The sequence below is a fragment of the Thioalkalivibrio versutus genome, assembly GCF_001999325.1.
In the GTDB taxonomy this organism is placed as follows: domain Bacteria; phylum Pseudomonadota; class Gammaproteobacteria; order Ectothiorhodospirales; family Ectothiorhodospiraceae; genus Thioalkalivibrio; species Thioalkalivibrio versutus.
This window is the reverse complement of record NZ_MVAR01000023.1, coordinates 1-16,293: the sequence shown is the minus strand read 5'-3', so window position 1 is coordinate 16,293 and position 16,293 is coordinate 1. Positions and strand designations below refer to the sequence as shown.

General features: G+C 67.2%; 14 protein-coding genes. 9 read left to right on the top strand and 5 right to left on the bottom strand.

From position 1 onward, the window contains the following. Positions 1–20 precede the first annotated feature (20 nt). Positions 21–482, top strand: coding sequence for a dUTP diphosphatase (gene dut, locus B0684_RS08685; protein WP_018176263.1), 462 nt, complete (start codon positions 21–23; stop codon positions 480–482). A gap of 24 nt (positions 483–506) precedes the next feature. Here dut and hmpA read toward each other — a convergent pair whose 3' ends face one another. Next, entirely contained in the window at positions 507–1,688 is a 1,182-nt protein-coding gene (hmpA, locus tag B0684_RS08680) for an NO-inducible flavohemoprotein (RefSeq protein ID WP_018176264.1), read from the bottom strand. 175 nt (positions 1,689–1,863) lie between these two features. Between hmpA and argB the strand changes: the two genes are divergently transcribed. Further along, a complete protein-coding gene (argB, locus tag B0684_RS08675; RefSeq protein ID WP_018168391.1) occupies positions 1,864–2,742 on the top strand; it encodes an acetylglutamate kinase in 879 nt (292 codons plus the stop codon). Here argB and B0684_RS08670 read toward each other — a convergent pair. Beyond that, the gene (locus B0684_RS08670) at positions 2,732–3,400 is read right to left on the bottom strand and encodes a DUF4124 domain-containing protein (protein WP_018176265.1); all 669 of its coding nucleotides are present in this window, start codon (positions 3,398–3,400) and stop codon (positions 2,732–2,734) included. The two genes, argB and B0684_RS08670, sit on opposite strands and share 11 nt — an antisense overlap. Between B0684_RS08670 and B0684_RS08665 the strand changes: the two genes are divergently transcribed. After that, positions 3,393–4,154: a sulfite exporter TauE/SafE family protein gene (locus B0684_RS08665; protein WP_018168393.1), complete on the top strand. Its 762-nt coding sequence runs from the start codon at positions 3,393–3,395 to the stop codon at positions 4,152–4,154. The genes B0684_RS08670 and B0684_RS08665 overlap by 8 nt on opposite strands. 233 nt (positions 4,155–4,387) lie before the next feature. On the opposite strand, the gene B0684_RS08660 is transcribed toward B0684_RS08665, so the two are convergent. Together B0684_RS08660 and B0684_RS08655 are read right to left on the bottom strand one after the other, a co-directional pair. Then, positions 4,388–6,565: an HAD-IIB family hydrolase gene (locus B0684_RS08660; protein WP_018176266.1), complete on the bottom strand. Its 2,178-nt coding sequence runs from the start codon at positions 6,563–6,565 to the stop codon at positions 4,388–4,390. Then, positions 6,562–7,959: a glycoside hydrolase 100 family protein gene (locus tag B0684_RS08655; protein WP_018168395.1), complete on the bottom strand. Its 1,398-nt coding sequence runs from the start codon at positions 7,957–7,959 to the stop codon at positions 6,562–6,564. The genes B0684_RS08660 and B0684_RS08655 overlap by 4 nt, the downstream gene beginning before the upstream one ends. A gap of 116 nt (positions 7,960–8,075) precedes the next feature. On the opposite strand from B0684_RS08655, the gene B0684_RS08650 reads away from it, so the two are divergent. Genes B0684_RS08650 through B0684_RS08635 form a run of 4 tightly spaced genes read left to right on the top strand, consistent with a single transcriptional unit; the run spans position 8,076 to position 13,401 of the window. After that, positions 8,076–8,717 carry a TetR/AcrR family transcriptional regulator gene (locus B0684_RS08650; RefSeq protein WP_018176267.1) on the top strand — a complete coding sequence of 214 codons (642 nt, stop codon included), beginning with the start codon at positions 8,076–8,078 and terminating at the stop codon, positions 8,715–8,717. Positions 8,718–8,733: 16 nt separating this feature from the next. Then, on the top strand, positions 8,734–9,168 hold the full coding sequence (locus tag B0684_RS08645) for a cytochrome c (RefSeq protein ID WP_018168397.1): 435 nt from the start codon (positions 8,734–8,736) through the stop codon (positions 9,166–9,168). A gap of 7 nt (positions 9,169–9,175) precedes the next feature. Further along, positions 9,176–10,315 (top strand): efflux RND transporter periplasmic adaptor subunit, encoded by a 1,140-nt coding sequence (locus B0684_RS08640; RefSeq protein ID WP_019572052.1) that lies wholly within the window; start codon positions 9,176–9,178, stop codon positions 10,313–10,315. Next, entirely contained in the window at positions 10,312–13,401 is a 3,090-nt protein-coding gene (locus tag B0684_RS08635; RefSeq protein ID WP_018650586.1) for an efflux RND transporter permease subunit, read from the top strand. The genes B0684_RS08640 and B0684_RS08635 overlap by 4 nt, the downstream gene beginning before the upstream one ends. A gap of 13 nt (positions 13,402–13,414) precedes the next feature. On the opposite strand, the gene B0684_RS08630 is transcribed toward B0684_RS08635, so the two are convergent. After that, positions 13,415–14,494, bottom strand: a complete 1,080-nt coding sequence (locus tag B0684_RS08630) for an EAL domain-containing protein (protein WP_018168400.1) — start codon at positions 14,492–14,494, stop codon at positions 13,415–13,417. A 116-nt stretch (positions 14,495–14,610) separates the two neighbouring features. Here B0684_RS08630 and msrB point away from each other — a divergent pair, with 116 nt between their 5' ends. Both msrB and B0684_RS08620 read left to right on the top strand, forming a co-directional pair. Continuing rightward, positions 14,611–15,009: a peptide-methionine (R)-S-oxide reductase MsrB gene (gene msrB / locus B0684_RS08625; protein ID WP_018176270.1), complete on the top strand. Its 399-nt coding sequence runs from the start codon at positions 14,611–14,613 to the stop codon at positions 15,007–15,009. Between the two features lie 54 nt (positions 15,010–15,063). After that, on the top strand, positions 15,064–16,263 hold the full coding sequence (locus tag B0684_RS08620) for an MFS transporter (RefSeq protein WP_018176271.1): 1,200 nt from the start codon (positions 15,064–15,066) through the stop codon (positions 16,261–16,263). Positions 16,264–16,293 lie beyond the last annotated feature (30 nt).

The window sequence follows — 16,293 nt, the reverse complement described above, 5'->3', positions numbered from 1 at the left end:
TCATTGCCAAGGAACCCCGAATGCCCGTCCCCGAGATTGACCTGAAGATCCTCGACCCACGCATGGGCGCGGACTTCCCGCTGCCCGCCCCGGCCACCGACGGCTCTGCCGGCGTGGACCTGCGGGCAATGATCGAGGCCCCGCTGACGCTGGAGCCGGGCACGGCCGAGCTGATCCCCACCGGGCTGTCGATCCACATCGAGGATCCGGGCTATGCCGGGATGATCCTTCCGCGCTCCGGGCTCGGGCACAAGCACGGCCTGGTGCTGGGGAATCTCGTGGGCCTGATCGACGCCGACTACCAGGGCCCGCTGATGGTCTCCTGCTGGAACCGGGGCGCGAGCGCCTACACACTCGAGATCGGCGAGCGCCTGGCGCAGCTCGTCATCGTCCCGGTCATCCAGCCGAAATTCCGCGTGGTCGAGGACTTCGAAGAGACCACCCGCGGCGCGGGCGGCTTCGGGTCTTCGGGCCGGGGCTGACCCCGGCCCGGCACCCCAACCGCATCAGGTCTCCAGCGCGGAGGCGGGCCCGAAGAACTCGTAGTTCACCCGGTCGTCCGGGATACCCAGCCCGCGCAGGTGGGCGCGCACCTGCTGCATGAAGGGCTTCGGTCCCAGGAAATAGACATCCACCTCGCGGCTGTCGGGCAGCCACTCGGCGAGCTGCTCCCGGGTCAGGAAGCCTTCCGCGTGCGGCTGGTCGCCGGCACGCGGTTCGCTGTAGCAATAACGACGCGTCAGACCGGACACCTGTTCTGCCTGACGTTCCACCCAGTCGTGGAACGCGTGCACGCCACCGTGTCGCGCACAGTGGAGAAAGTGCACCTCGCGACCGTCGGCCAGCGCCGCCTCGGTCATCGCCACCGCCGGCGTAATCCCGACTCCCGCGGTCACGAAGGCCACGGGGCGATCCGACGCCCGCAGCACGAAATCGCCGGCCGGCGGGAAGACATCCAGCACGTCGCCCTCCTGAACCCGGTCATGCAGGAACGTCGAGGCGACACCGCCCGGCTCGCGCTTGACGCTGATGCGCAGGGTCTTGCCGTTCGCCGCCGCCGACAGGGAATAGTTCCGCCGTACCTCCTTGCCGTCGATCAGCAGGCGCAGCCCGAGGTATTGCCCTGGCTGGTGCGGCGGAACGGGCTGACCGTCCACCGGCTGCAGATAGAACGAGGTGATCTCCTCGCTCTCGGGGAACTTGCGCTCCACACGAAAGGCGCGGGCACCACGCCAGCCGCCGGGTTGCTGTTCGTGCGCGGTGTACACGCCCTCTTCGGCCTCGATCAGGATGTCGGCCAGTTGCTGATAGGCCGCGCCCCAGGCCTCCAGCACCGCATCGGTCGCGACCTCCTCGCCCAGCACCTCGCGCATGGCCTGCAACAAGCAGGTGCCGACAATCGGGTAATGCTCGGGCTGCACCTGCAACGACACGTGCTTGTTGACGATCTGGCCCACCAGCGGGCCCAGGGCCTCCAGTCGGTCGATGTGCCGTGCATAGTTCAGGACCGCATTGGCAAGGGCCCGTGCCTGCTCGCCACTGGCCTGATGCGCCTGGTTGAACAGCGGCTGCACCTCCGGGTAGTCGCGCAGCATGATCTCGTAGAAGTGACGGGTGAGGGCTTCGCCGCCGGATTCCAGCAGCGGCACGGTTTGCTGGATGATCGCCTTCTGTTCGGTCGAGAGCATGGGACACCTTCATTTGTTGTATGTGGTGCGCAGCTTTATACCCGCCACGGCGTCACCGGTCAAACCATGCATATCGAATCGACCTTCAAGGAGACGCTGACCATGACCGCCCCGACGCACCCGCAAGGCGGGGTGCTAAACTGCGCGGCTGCGAAACCCGACAACCGGACCCGCCATGGATACCCAGACGGCCCATTCCGTTGCCCACGTACTGATTGAAGCGCTGCCCTATATCCAGCGCTTCGCAGGCAAGACCATCGTGATCAAGTACGGCGGCAACGCCATGACCGAGGACCACCTGAAGGCCTCGTTCGCGCGTGACATCGTTCTGCTCAAGCAGGTCGGCGTGAATCCAGTGGTCGTGCATGGCGGCGGACCGCAGATCGGCGAACTGCTGAAACGCCTGGGCAAGGAGACGGAATTCGTCAACGGCCTGCGCGTGACCGACCGCGAGACCATGGACGTGGTGCAGATGGTGCTCGGCGGGCTGGTGAACCAGGAGATCGTGTCGCTGATCAACCGCTTCGGCGGCCGGGCCGTCGGCCTGACCGGCAAGGACGGGCAGATGATCCGCGCGACCCCGTTGCGCGACTACGGCGCGGCCGAGGGCGAACCCAGCGTCGACCTGGGCCATGTCGGCCAGGTGGAAGGCGTGGACCCGAGCATTGTCCACACCCTGGATCAGAGCGACTTCATCCCGGTCATCGCCCCGATCGGCTTCGACCGCGACGGCAAGGCCTACAACATCAATGCCGACACCGCGGCCGAGAAGCTCGCCGTGGTGCTGGATGCGGAGAAGCTGTTCCTGCTGACCAACACCCCGGGTGTGCTCGACGGCAGCGGGGCGCTGCTACCGCGCCTGGCCGCGCCGGAGGTGGATGCCATGATCCGCGACGGCACCATCCACGGCGGCATGATCCCGAAGATCCGCTGCGCCCTGGATGCCGTGCGCAGTGGCGTGAACGCCACCCACATCGTGGACGGCCGAGTGGAACACGCGGTACTGCTGGAGCTACTGACCGACCAGGGTGTGGGGACGTTGATCAGTCGTTAACGCGGCCATTCAGCACCAGTTGCTGAAAGTCGCGGCGGTCCAGATCCAGGCGCTCGTGGATCGCGGACAGGCGCTCACGCTGCCCCCGACGGTACTGGCGCTCGCGAGCAATGCGCGCGTCCAGCTCGTCCAGCTCCGCCCGGTAACGATCCGCCAGCGGGGAGTTTTCATTGGCGCCGTCCAGCTGCCGGCGGATGCGCTCGCGTTCACGCAGCAGGGTCCTTTCCTGGGCCTCGCTGCGCAGGACGTTGCCACCAATCGAACGCTCGCGGCGCTCGCGCAGCTCCTCGATCTCCTCCAGCGAGGTGTAAGCCCGGCGCAACTGGTGCTCGCGCGCAACTCGATCCTGTCGCGCGCGCTGCGTCGCCTCCAGGTTGCGTTCCGCCTGCTCGCGCTCGGCCGCGGCCTGCGCCCGCTCCTCGGCGCTCATCGGGGCCGGCAGGATCTCGCGCATGCGCCCCTCGGAGTCGTAGATGCGGCGTTCGCGCTGGCTGGTCTCGGGCTGCGGGGTGCTGGAATAGTGTACGGTCCCGTTATCATCCACCCAGCGGTAGATATCCGCCTGGACCGGGACCGCGAGCCCCAGCAACAACGCACCGGCCAGCGCCGGGCGAAAAACCCCTGACCGCTGCCCGTTCCACACACCCCAAATGACCATTTTCGAACACCTCGGACTCGTCTTCATCGCCATCGTGGCCAACGGGTTCTCCGCGTTGGCCGGTGGCGGGGCGGGCCTTTTGCAATTGCCCGCCCTGATTTTTCTGGGCCTTCCCTACCCCGTGGCACTGGCCACCCATAAAATCGCATCCGTGGCTCTGGGTGCCGGTGCCGGCCTGCGCCACGTCAAGAAAAGCACATTCGCGCCCAGGCGCCTAGCCATTATCCTGCTGGCCGGTCTGCCTGGGGTGTTAATCGGTGCCTGGCTGGTGTTGGGGATCCCGCCGCGGGCCGGCGAAATCGCCCTGGGCCTGCTGACCATCGGCCTCGGCTGGTACTCCTGGCGCCGCCCGCAGCTCGGGCAGGTGGTGCGCGAGATCGGCTTTTCCTGGAGCCACGCCCTGATCGGCGCGGCCGGTCTGTTCCTGATCGGCATCCTGAACGGCTCGCTGGCCTCGGGCACGGGGCTGATGGTCACCCTGTGGCTGGTGCGCTGGTACGGCATGAACTATACCCAGGCGGTCGCCTACACCATGGTCCTGGTCGGCCTGGTCTGGAACGGGGCGGGCGCCCTGATGCTCGGGACGCTCGGGACGGTGCAGTGGGACTGGCTGCCGGCACTGCTGGTGGGCAGTTTTGTTGGCGGATATCTGGGCGCCTGGGCGGCCCAGCACTACGGCAACCGCCTGGTCAAACGCGCCTTCGAGGTCGTCACCGTCCTCACCGGGATCGCCCTGCTGCTGCCCGTGCCCTGACGCCCTGCCTCACCAGGGCAATCCACCATGAAGCACACGAAGGCACGAAAGGGGAACATGCCCTTCGTGCAGGAAGGGCATGGCCTGGAAGTGATTGGCCGTCCCCGCAAATCCGCAGAGCGAAATGGGTTTGGCGGCAACATCCACTCACTCCGCGATCTTCGATCCCTCCGTGGCGCAACGGCCTTGGCCCTTCTTCGGGCCTTCACGCGCTCGGCGCTAGCAAACGCGGGCTATTCTTCGGCGTCGCCCGGGCTTTCGCAGCGGTTGAGGAGGTCGAAATGCTCGATCCCTTCGAGGAGGCCCCGCGCGTGCGTGGCCCCGGCGAAGAAGATGCGCTGGAAGCCGCGCAGGCTCTCCAGCTCTGGCTGGTGGTTGCCCACCACCGTCCCCAGCAGGCGCCCGCGCAGCATGTCCTCGTCGTTGCCAGAATCGCCGGCGACCAGCACGTGCTCCAGCGGGATGCCCCACTTGTCGGAGAGATAGCGCACCGCCAGGCCCTTGGAGGCGCGCACCGGCAGCAGGTCGAGGAACCGGTCGTGCGAGTAGATCACCCGGGCGTGCAGGTCCTCGCGGTACAGCCGGGTCTCCACCGCCTTCGCATCCAGACTGCCGGGCGGCTCGACGAAAAAGCTGACCTTGAATGCGCGCTGGTCCACATCCGGCTGAAGGACCAGATTTTTCTCCTGCTGCAGACATTCGCGCAGCCGGTCCGGCTCCCAGCGATGACTGATATGGCGCGCCCAGCCACGATCCTCGGTCTGCTTGGTGCCGTAATGAATCTCGCTGCCCACCGAGGTGATCCAGACGTCCGGGGTGGGCACGCCATGCTCCTCGAGGATCGCCGCGGCCGAATCGATGCGCCGTCCCGTGGCCACGCCGAAGGCGACACGCTTGCGATTGCGCTTGAGCCAGGCGACGAAGGCACGAGTGGCCTTGTCATCGCCCAGCAGGGTGTTGTCGATGTCGGTGATCACGGCGCGATCCATCTGCGCCAGATGACCGGAGACCCGGCGCTCGTGGTGGCGCTCCTGGCGCACCTCGCGGGTCAGCGACTTCACCAGCTTGACGTATTTCTCGGCGTGGCCGTCCCAGGAATAGTGCTGGCGCACGCCCTTGAGCCCGGCGCGCGAGTAACGCTGCCAGCGCGGACGATCCGCGAGGATGGCCTGGATCGCGTCGGCGATGCCCTCCGGATCCAGCGGATCGATCAACTGTCCGTTGTGGCAGCGCGAGATGATCTCCTCCGGTCCGCCGTCGTTGGTGGCCACGATGGGGGCGCCGCTGGCCGCGGCCTCGATCAGGGTCAGGCCGAAGGGCTCGGTCAGCGCCGGGTTCACGAATACGCCCTTGCTGGAGGCCACCAGGCGGTAGAGATCCGGCACGTCGTCGGAGTCGTGGTGCTTCGGGTAGGCCACCAGGCCATGCAGGTCGTGGCGATCGATCCGCAGGAGCAGATCGGTCATGACGTCGCGCGCGCCCTTGTCGAGGTCGGCGATGTCGTCACGGTTACCGGCAACGATCAGCAGGTTCGCGTTCTCGCGCAGCCAGTCATTCCCGGCGTAGGCCTCCAACAGGCCGCGGATGTTCTTGCGCTCGTCGGCGCGCGACAGGGCCATGATCAGCGGGCGGTCAGGGGTTTCCAGGAAGCGCCGGACCGCGGCCCAGATCGGCGGCTTGCGCTGACCCCGCTTCGGCGGATGGAAGCGCGTCAGGTCGGTGCCCGGCGGAATCACCTCCATGCGCTCCGGCTGATAGTTGTCGTAGGTCGCGTACTGTTCGCCAATCTCCTGGCGGGTACTGGCAATCACGCGGTGGGCATGAGCCAGCGCCTCCTCCTCCGCATGAATGCGGGTGGAGATGTTGTAGCGCGCCTCGATGTCGGCGTCCGACATCCCGCTCTCGCGCAGGCGTTCGCGCTTGACCCGCCCTAGCGAGTGGCCGGTCTGCAGCATCGGTGCGCCCAGCAGGTTCGACAGCTGCACCGCGACATGCCCGGCATCGGCGTAATGCCCGTGGATCACGTCCGGCCGCAGCCCCACCCGCCGGATATGCCCCAGGGCGTTGTCGGCGAAGCAGTCCAGATAGGGCCAGAGCTTCTCCTTGCGCAGGTAGCGCCGCGGGCCGCAGTCCAGACGCACGATATGGGCCCCGTCGCCCAGGTCTTCTTCCGGTTCGGCGTAGTCGGCGGATACCTTGCTGTCGACCACCCGCCGGGTCAGCAGGTCAACCCGGCCGACCTGCGGGTGGCGGGCCAGCGCGCGCGCGAGCTCGACCACGTAGAGCGTCTGCCCGCCGGTGTCGGCGTCGCGACCCAGCTCCAGCTCCCGTCCGCGGATCAGGCCGTGGACACTGATCAGGACGAGATAAAGGCCTTCACCGTCGCGTGACTTGCTCTGGGTCTTTTTCATGGCACCTCGGGTTCCGGGCTGTCGAACAGGCTGAGGGTCTCGGGGTTGTCGATCAGGCCCTGCGAAACAAGCACCGCGGTCGCCGACCAGGTCTGGCGATAGTTGGCGCGCCGGCCGACCAGACGACCATGGCGCCCGTCGTAGTACTCCGGCCAGTTATCGCGATACAGGCGCTCGGCCGCGACCGCATGCACGCTACGCGCGAGATCCGGCCGCCCGACGCGCAGGGCCGCGCCGGTGAACGCCCACAACAGTGCCGGCCAGTTGCCGCCGTTGTGGTAGGACCACGGGGTATTCTTGGGATCGGACCCGGTCAACAGGCGCCACTCCTCGCCCACCATCGCCGGATAGCAGATCTTGACCGGCATGGTCCCGATCAGGTCCTCGAAGCGCTGCTCGAAGGTCTGCATGATCGAACGCGACTGGTGCTCGTCGGCCAGCCCGAACAGGACCGCCAGCAGGTTGCCGAAACTGAAGAAGCGAAAGTCCATGCGTCCGGGGCCGAGGTTGCCGACCAGGTACCCGCTCTCCGAAGGGATCCAGTCCACCAGCCAGTCGGGGATGCTCTCGGGATAGATGTTCAGCGAGTTCTCGGACTCGTGGCCGAAGTGCTCGGTGCGATAGCGATGGATATCGTTCAGCCGCTCGAGATCCAGCCAGTAGTAATTGCGAATGTAATCGGACAGCTGCCGCGTACGAATCGCGGACTGCTCGCACAAGAGCTCCGAGTCCTTGTCGCAGGGTTCGAGCATCGCCAGCGAGGCCTTCAGCATCCCGTAGAACAGGGCCTGGATCTCCAGCGGGTGGCCGAACACCCCCATGCGCCGATCGATCATGAAGCTGCCGTCCGGCACCAGCAGGGTCGGGAAGACCTCGAAACGGTCCTGCAGGCAGATGCTCAGGATCAAGCGGATGCCGCGCTGCACATCGGCACTCTTGATGAAATCGGTATCGCCGGTGCGGTTCTGGTAGGCCCGCAGCAGCAGCACCCACCACATCATCGAGTCGACCGGCGCCACACGCCCGATCGCGCGATCGCCGAAGTCCGCCGCCAGGGACTCGCGCCCGTTCTCGTCGGTGAACACGCGGAAGCTCGCCGGCATCACCCGCGGCAGGCGGCGATGGCCCTCGATCTCTTCCTGGGTATCGCGGATCTGCAGGATCAGCGCGAGGAAGTCGCGCACCACCTCGGGCTCGTCGTTCAGCAGATAGACCAGCCCCGAGGGCACGAAGTCGCGGATGAAGCAGTCGGCATAGTTTTCCGCAGGCGCCCGCTCGTCCAGGCTGGCCACCGTGCCCACCGTGCGCCCGCGATAGCGCACCTCGGCATCGTGCAGCAGCTGGTAGGCGGATTCGAGCGTCGGATTGCGGGCGTCGGGCGGGAGCTGATTCATAAACACCGAGTCTATGGAAACCCGTGCGTTTGTGCACGCACCCCAGCCACTTGCCACCCCCCCCATAAACTTCATACGATCTGCATCATAAAGAGCGAAAGCGATTACTTACTTGCATGCAACGAAAATCCGGCGACGAACGGCGCGAAGAGATCGTTCAGGCCCTACTCGACCTGACAGCCGAACGCGGGGCACGGGACGTCTCCACCCAGGCCATTGCCGATCGGGTGGGCATCGCCCAGCCCACGATCTTCCGGCATTTCCCAACCCGCGACGCGATCTTCCGCGCGGCGCTGGAGTCCATCGGCCGCAGGCTCCTGGACGTACTCACACCGATGCTGTCCGGACGCGGCTCGGCAGACGTCCGCCTGCGCAACCTCCTGACCCGACAATTGCGATTCATCAGTCGGCGCAAGGGGCTGCCGCGCCTGATCTTCTCCGAACGCCTGCACCTGGAAGACCCCGAGTTGAAGGCCGTGGTCCGCGACATCATCGACCGTTACACCTCCCGGCTGGAGGAACTGCTCCGGGAAGGCGTCACCCAGGGATGCTTTCGCCAGGACATGGAAACCGCCGAAACCGCCCGCCTGATCGTGGCGATGATCCAGGGGCTGGTCATGCGCTGGTCACTCTCCGATTTCGAGTTTCCGCTCGACCAGCAGGGCGACGTGCTGTGGCGACTGCTGGAGCCTGCATTGCGAGCACCGCAGGACCAACCGACTCAGGCACCCGGCCCGCACCCGAACACATTCGACTAACCCGAGGAGACTGGATATGTCCTTCACCCGTGCCACCCTGGTCGTCGCCGTTCTCGCCATGCCCCTGGCTAGCACTGCGTCGGCCGATACCTTCCAGTCCGTGATGCAGGGGCTCACGGACGACATGAACCGGGTCCAGTCCGCGTTGTTCGTCGAGGACTTCACTGCCATCACCGAGGCAGCCGAGGCGATCGCAGATCATCCGAAGCCCTCGCTCGGCGAACGTCGCCGTGTCCTGTCGGCAGTAGGGTCCCGGGTCAGCGAGTTCCGTGCGCTGGATCAACGAGTGCACGGTGCCGCCGAAGGGCTTGCCGACGCGGCGCGTGACCAGGATCTGGACAAGTCCATCCGCTACCACGGCAGGCTCGTAAATGCCTGCATCGCCTGCCACAGCGCATTCCGGGACGAGGTGGTCAGCGCCCTGTCGCCGGAAGACGCCCCAAAACGCTGAGCACAACATGAACGCACCCCGGACTCCATCCGGTCGTCGCGGTCTTCGGCGGACCCTGGGCCTCCTCGCGCTGGGCGGGGTGGTGCTGGTGACGGTCTGGAGCGCTGCGGACCGGCTGTCGGAGCGGTTTTCGCCCGAGGCCGCACGCACCGTGCCACCGCCGGCCGTCACCACGATCGCCGCGGAACCTACCGGAGTCACACTCTATAGCCCTGCGTACCGAGGCAGCATCGAGACCCATGACGAGACCACCATTTCGGCCCGGGTCACGGCCCAGGTACTGGAAAGCCCCCTGAATGCCGGGGACCGGGTCGAGGCGGATGGCGTCCTGGTGCGTATGGATACCGACGAGACCCGCCTGGAGGTCCGGCAGCGAGAGGCCGCCGATCAGCGCCTGGACGGAGAACGTGCAACCGCCCGGCGCAACCTCGATCGCCAGCAGGACCTCTTTTCCCGGGGTCTGATTCCGGAAAGCGAACTCGACGACGCTCGCCAGCGCGTCGCCACACTGGAGGCCCAGCTCCGCGAAAATCGGTCGGCGCTGGAACTGACCCGCAAACGCCTGGAATACACGACGGAACGGGCCCCTTTCGCCGCTCAGGTGCGGCGCACCCATGTCCGCCCCGGCGACCTGGCGGTTTCGGGGCAGCCCCTGATCGAGCTGGTCGGCCTCGAGGGCCTGCATGCGGTCCTGCGCGTGCCGGAGCGCGACAGCCTGCTGCTCCAACCCGGTCTGGCCGTGGAGCTGACCATCCCCGCCCTGGAACACACCGTGACGACCCGGCTGGACCGGGTCCACCCCACACTGGATGCCGGCCGGCGCAGCGGGAGCTTCGAGACACGCCTGCCCGACCCGCCGGAGGCGTTGCGCCCCGGCATGGCCGTACAGGCCCGGGTCGTCCTGGACCATCTGGACCCGGTCATCCGGGTACCGGCACATGCGGTCCGGAGCGACGCCGATCACCAATGGGTCTATCGGCTGGAAGACGGACACGCATACCGCACGGAGGTGGTGACACGGTCGTTGCCGAATGGAGAACAGGCGATTCTCGAGGGCATCAACCCGGGTGACCGCATTATCGTGACCCCGGATCGGCGGGTCCGCGACGGGGGGCCCGTGCAGGCCGTGGACGACAGCGACCGATGACCTGGGTCGAAGGCCTCCTGCGGTACCGGCACACGGTGCTGGCCCTTCTGGCGGCCGCCTTGATCCTGGGCCTGCAGGCGCGCTTCGATTTGCCCGTCCAGCTCTTTCCCGACACCGATCCGCCGACTGTCACGGTCATCACTGCATACCCCGGCATGGCGGCCCTGGACGTCGACCGCGAACTCACACGCCTGCTGGAGGAGGAGTTTGCCAGCCTCGACGGCGTCACCCGGATCAGCTCCTCCAGCCAGACCGGGCTGTCCGTGGCGCGCGTGGAATTCGACTACGGCATCACCAGCGCCCTGGCTGCAGTGGACGTCCAGAACGCCGTCGGACGGTTGCGTCCCGACCTGCCCGCCACCATCGAAGAACCGCAGATCCTGGAGTTCTCCACCGCCGACAAGCCGATCATCACCATCGCCCTGACCAGCGACACATTGCCGCTCCACGCGATCCGCGAACAGGCCGATAACGCCGTCCGCGAAACCCTGGAGTGGATCCCCGGTGTCGCCGCGATCGACGTGGTCGGGGGGCACAAGAGCGAGTTGCATGTTGCCCTCGACCCCGAGCGCGCCGAGGCCCTGGGGATCGACATGTCCCGGGTACTGGAGGCCCTCGACGACTGGAATCTCATGGCGCCGGGCGGACGCGTCCGCATCGGTGAACTCGAGAGCGTCGTGCGGTTCGATGCGCCATTGCGAAGCGAGGCCGATGCGCGCGGGCTCATCCTGGAGGCGGACGGCGATTCCCGGGTGCGCCTGGGTGATATCGCCCGTATCCGTCTGGAGCCCGGTGAGCCGCGCTCGGCCTACCGTCATGACGGCCGGGCGGCCATTGCCGTGCAGGTGCTGCGCCGGGACGATGCCAACACGGTGGAGGTGGCCGCGCGGGTCCGCGAGGCGCTGGGACCCCTGCGCGACGTCACGCCCGAGCTGGACATCGTCGTCGCCGACGATGATTCGGTGTTCACCGAGAAGGTCATCGCCGACATGACACAGACCGTGATGATCGCCATCGCCCTGACGATGGTGATCGTCCTGCTGTTTCTCGCCGACCTCCGTCAGGCCGGGATCATCGCCCTCTCGATTCCGGCGGCGTTCCTGGCGACCTTCGGCCTGATGCAACTGGCCGGCCTGGATCTGAACATGGTCACCATGTCGGCGCTGATCCTGGCCATCGGCCTGCTGGTCGACGACGGCATCGTGATCCTCGAGAACATCCACCGCCACCTGGACGAAGAGGGCCAGCCCCCGCGCCAGGCGGCCATCGAGGGGGTCGGCGAGGTCTTCGGCGCCAAGCTGGGCGGGACACTGACCACCCTCGGCGTACTGCTGCCTCTCACGTTCATGGGCGGCTTTGTCGGCGAGCTGTTCCGTCCGCTGGCGCTGACCCTGGCGTTCGCCCTCGGCGCGTCGTTCGTGATGGCCGTCACCCTGATCCCGCTGCTGGCCACCTACTGGCTGCGCCCTGCAACGTCGACCACCACCCCGCGCTGGAGGGAGACCCTGGAGGCGCCGGCGCGAGGGGTCCGCAACCTCTATCTGGACGTCCTTGCCCTGGCACTGCATCGTCCGCTGGCGACGCTGGTGGTGGCGGTCGTACTCCTGGCACTCAGCCTGGGCATGCTCCGCATGACCGGAAGCGAGATGCTGCCGCGTTTCGACTCGGGCAGCTTCCAGGTTCTGGTCGACATGGCGCCGGGAACCCGGCTCGACACCACTCTGACAACCCTGGAACCCGTCGAGCGGTATCTGGCCGAACATGAATACGTCGTGGATGTCAGCAGCCAGTTCGGCCACGAAGCCGGCGCCCGCTCGATGGGCGACCGCGGCGCCATGGGCGTCAACCAGGCCGAGATCACGGTGACGCTGGTGCCGCGGACGCAACGTTCCCTCACACAGTGGGAGATCATGGACGACGTGCGCCAGCGCCTGGAGGCCACCCCGGGCGTGACCCTCGCCGTGCCCCGGGAACTCGGCGGCACCGCGCGCTCGTCAACCGCCGCCCCGATCATCGCCCGGATCAGTGGCGAGCAGGCGCAAACCCTGGACCGCACGGCGAGCGAGCTGCTGGACCATCTTGCCGGCATCCCCGGCATTACCGACCTGTACAAGGACTGGGCCCTCGACACCCCCGAGGTGCGGATCCGGGTCGACCATGACCGCGCGGCCGAGCTCGGCCTCACCGGCACCGCGATCGCCCGCGCGGTGCACCAGGCCATGGACGGCGCCGTGGCCACACGCTTCCGCCAGCCGCCGAAGCGGGATCTGGACGTGGTCGTGCGCTACCAGGTATCGGACCGCCGCTATCCGGAAGACCTGGAGGGCATCCTGCTGCCCACCCGCGAGGGCCCGATCGCCCTGAGCGAGGTCGCAAGCCTTGAACACACCCTGGGTCCGCGCATCGTCACGCGGGAAAACGGACAGCGGACCCTGGACATCCTCGGCTTCCATCTGGGGCGTCCACTGTCCGAGGTGGTGGCCGACGTCCAGCAGCGCCTGGACACCTTCGCCGCCCCGGATGGCTACCCGGCGACGCTGGCCGGCGAGCAGGCAGACTTCGACGAGGCGCGTGGCCACATGATGCGGGCGCTGCTGCTGGCCGCCCTGGCCGTCTACCTGCTGCTGGTCGTGCAGTTCCGCAGCTTCGCCCACCCCGTCATCATCATGGCCGCCATTCCGTTGCAGTTCATCGGCGTAGTCGCTGCACTGCTGATCGCCGGAAAGTACGTATCCATGCCGGCGCTGCTCGGGATCGTCCTGCTGATCGGCATCGTCGTGAACAACAGCATCATCCTGCTCGACCTGGCCCGGCGCCGACTGGCCGAGGGCCGGGACATTTACGCCGCCGTCACCGAGGCGGTGGAAACCCGCATGCGTCCGATCATGATGACCGCCCTGTCCACCATCGCCGGGATGCTGCCGCTGGCCCTGGAGATGGCCGTCGGGGCCGAACGTTTCTCGCCGATTGCCACGGTGATCATCGGCGGCATCCTGGCTGCGACCGTTCTGACGCTGGTGGTGATTCCGGCCCTGTTTGTGCTTCTGCAGCGATTCGGACCCATGACCGCCAACGCCCGGGGGTAGAACGGATGGGTAGTCAGGACTCCGGGTGGTTCGGCAGCGGCGGCTCCGCGGCCGGGCGCGCGAACAGGTAGCCCTGACAGAGATCCACGCGCTCCTTCAGCCAGCGCCATTCCTCCACGGTCTCGACGCCCTCGGCCACGACCCGGATATCGAGATCCCGCGCCAGCTCGATGATCTTTTCGAGGATCTTCTGCTGGTAGATGTCCTGGTCGATCCCGCTGACCAGTTCGCGGTCGATCTTCACGAAATCCGGGCGCAGTTGCGACAGCATGTTGAGCGATGCGTACCCCGCCCCCAGGTCGTCCAGGGCGACCTGGAACCCGGCGCGGCGATAGCGCTCGACGATCCGCGACAGGTGCTCCATGTCGTTGACCTGGTCGCTCTCGATCACCTCGAAAACGAAGCCGGCGGGCCCCGGCTGGCCTGGCACGCGTGACATGATCTCGCGCACGGTCGTTTCCAGGCAGAAGGCCGGGTCATAAATCGCGGTCGGGTTGAAGTTGATGAACAGATGGCTACGGACCCCGCGCTCACTGGCGCGACGGATGGCATTGATCCGGGCGGAACGATCCAGATGGAACAGGAGCTCGGCATTGCGCGCCGTCTTGAACAGGTCCAGCGGCGGGATGATGTCACCGCCCGGCGTGGAGGCGCGCACCAGGGCCTCGTAGGCAAAGACCTCGGTGGGGTTCGCGGCATGCACAATCGGCTGGAAGTGGAAGTCCAGGGTGTCGTTGGCCAGGATCGCGGAGAGATCGCGCGCGTTGTGCCGCGCAATCAGCGTGGACAGCAGGTGGGTGTCCTGCAGATGCGCCAGCCCGAAGTCCTCGCCTTCCGGCACGAAGGTCGCGCGGCAACCGGCCTGCTCGGAGCTGCTCAGGGCCTGCTCCAGCCGCACCAGCATCTCGCCCAGCCCGCCGGCACCCTTGACCGGCAGGGCCAGGATGCCCGAGCTCGGCTCTGCGCAGGGCAATTGCTCGTCCACCATGCGTTGGCGCAGGGCCGCGCGGGTGTGCGCCAGCACCGGTGCCAGGTAAAGAGTGCCGGAGGCCGCCGGCAGCAGATCGATACGTTCGCAATCGGGACAACCCACGACCACCTCCAGCGGTCCAGTCTTTGGCCACCCGGCCGAGAACCGGGGATAATTTTCCCGGTCCACCGGAAGACCCATTCTCGATTCGCAAACAATAGCATCAACCCGGAGATTGCATGAGCTCATCCCAACGCCCGACCGACGCCGAACTGCGCGACCGCCTGACACCGGAGCAGTATCACATCGCCCTCGAGGGCGGGACCGAGCGGCCATTCACCGGCGCCTACAACGACCATAAGGCGGACGGCCTCTATCACTGCGCCGCCTGCGGCGCGCCGCTGTTCGACTCCGCAGCCAAGTTCGACTCCGGCAGCGGCTGGCCCAGCTACACCGCCCCCGTGTCCGCTGCCGCCGTCGACGAACACCGCGACCGCGCGCTGGGCATGGAGCGCACCGAGGTCCGCTGTGCCGCCTGCGACTCCCACCTGGGCCACGTCTTCCCCGATGGCCCGGCGCCCACCGGATTGCGCTACTGCATCAACTCGGCGGTGCTCGAGTTCCATCCGCGCCGCTGACCCAGTTACCCGAACCGGGCCATGAGGCCCGGGCCCAATGCCGAAAGGAATCTCATGTCCGGCCAGACCACCCCGCGCGAGCGCGCGAATGTCCTGATCCTTGCCCTCGGCCAGGCCCTGTTCCTGATCGCCGCGGTGACCGTGATGACCCTGAGCGGCGTGGTCGGCGAGCGCCTGGCCAGCGACCCGTCGCTGGCCACCCTGCCGGTCGCCGCCATGATGATCGGGACCCTGGTCATCACCCTGCCGGCATCCCTGTTCATGAAACGCTTCGGGCGGCGCACAGGCTTCCTGCTGGGGGCGGGCGTCGGCGGCTTCGGCGGGGCGGCAATCGCCGCGGTCGGGGTATTCGCCGAGGCCTTCTGGATTTTCGTGCTCGGCAATCTCCTGCTGGGCGCCTACCAGGCCTTCGCGATGTACTACCGTTTCGCCGCGGCGGATGTCGCCAGCGACGCCTTCCGCCCGCGCGCCATCTCCCTGGTCATGGCCGGGGGCGTGGCCGCAGCCTTCCTCGGCCCGTGGAACGCCCACCATGCCCAGGCCCTGCTGCCACAGACGCCGGAAGCCGGTCCCTACCTTCTGCTCGGGGCACTCGCCCTGCTGGCCATGCTGCTGCTGGCCTGGCTACGCGTACCAACACCGCCGGCAGCAGAACGTGCCATATCCCGTCCCCTGCGCGAGATCATGCCCCGGGGCCGGTTCGTCGTTGCGCTGACAACGGCCGCCCTGGGCTACGCGGTGATGATCCTGCTGATGACCGCAACCCCGCTGGCCATGCGCCAGGCCGGCTTCGACATGGGCCAGGTCGCCCTGGTGATGCAGTGGCACGTGCTCGGGATGTTCGCCCCATCCTTCGTCACCGGCCATCTGATCACGCGATTCGGGCTTACGCGCGTGCTGGCGCTGGGCAACGCGCTGGTGCTTTTCAGTGTCGCCATCGCCGCGCATGGCGAGACGCTGGCGCACTTCTGGCTGGCGTTGTTCCTGCTGGGGGTCGGCTGGAACTTTCTGTTCATCGGCGGCAGCACCCTGCTCACCACGACCCATACGGCCGGCGAAAAGGGCAAGGTCCAGGGCGTGAACGACCTGACGGTGTTCACCCTGGTCGCCGCCGGTTCGTTGCTGGCCGGTGCGCTACTGCGACCGCTGGGCTGGGATGGCCTGAACCTGGCGATGCTGCCAGTGATCGCGGTACTGACCGTCGCCATCCTCTGGCTCTGGCGCGACGACGCCCGCGCCCCACCACGCGCCTGACGCCCCATTCCCGCCGGCCACGCTCGGCCT

Excerpts from the sequence above, each read along its gene's own strand:
- dut (WP_018176263.1), top strand. The coding sequence starts at position 21 with ATGCCCGTCCCCGAGATTGACCTGAAGATCCTCGACCCACGCATGGGC.
- hmpA (WP_018176264.1), bottom strand. The coding sequence starts at position 1,688 with ATGCTCTCGACCGAACAGAAGGCGATCATCCAGCAAACCGTGCCGCTG.
- argB (WP_018168391.1), top strand. The coding sequence starts at position 1,864 with ATGGATACCCAGACGGCCCATTCCGTTGCCCACGTACTGATTGAAGCG.
- B0684_RS08665 (WP_018168393.1), top strand. The coding sequence starts at position 3,393 with ATGACCATTTTCGAACACCTCGGACTCGTCTTCATCGCCATCGTGGCC.
- B0684_RS08670 (WP_018176265.1), bottom strand. The coding sequence starts at position 3,400 with ATGGTCATTTGGGGTGTGTGGAACGGGCAGCGGTCAGGGGTTTTTCGC.
- B0684_RS08660 (WP_018176266.1), bottom strand. The coding sequence starts at position 6,565 with ATGAAAAAGACCCAGAGCAAGTCACGCGACGGTGAAGGCCTTTATCTC.
- B0684_RS08655 (WP_018168395.1), bottom strand. The coding sequence starts at position 7,959 with ATGAATCAGCTCCCGCCCGACGCCCGCAATCCGACGCTCGAATCCGCC.
- B0684_RS08650 (WP_018176267.1), top strand. The coding sequence starts at position 8,076 with ATGCAACGAAAATCCGGCGACGAACGGCGCGAAGAGATCGTTCAGGCC.
- B0684_RS08645 (WP_018168397.1), top strand. The coding sequence starts at position 8,734 with ATGTCCTTCACCCGTGCCACCCTGGTCGTCGCCGTTCTCGCCATGCCC.
- B0684_RS08640 (WP_019572052.1), top strand. The coding sequence starts at position 9,176 with ATGAACGCACCCCGGACTCCATCCGGTCGTCGCGGTCTTCGGCGGACC.
- B0684_RS08635 (WP_018650586.1), top strand. The coding sequence starts at position 10,312 with ATGACCTGGGTCGAAGGCCTCCTGCGGTACCGGCACACGGTGCTGGCC.
- msrB (WP_018176270.1), top strand. The coding sequence starts at position 14,611 with ATGAGCTCATCCCAACGCCCGACCGACGCCGAACTGCGCGACCGCCTG.
- B0684_RS08620 (WP_018176271.1), top strand. The coding sequence starts at position 15,064 with ATGTCCGGCCAGACCACCCCGCGCGAGCGCGCGAATGTCCTGATCCTT.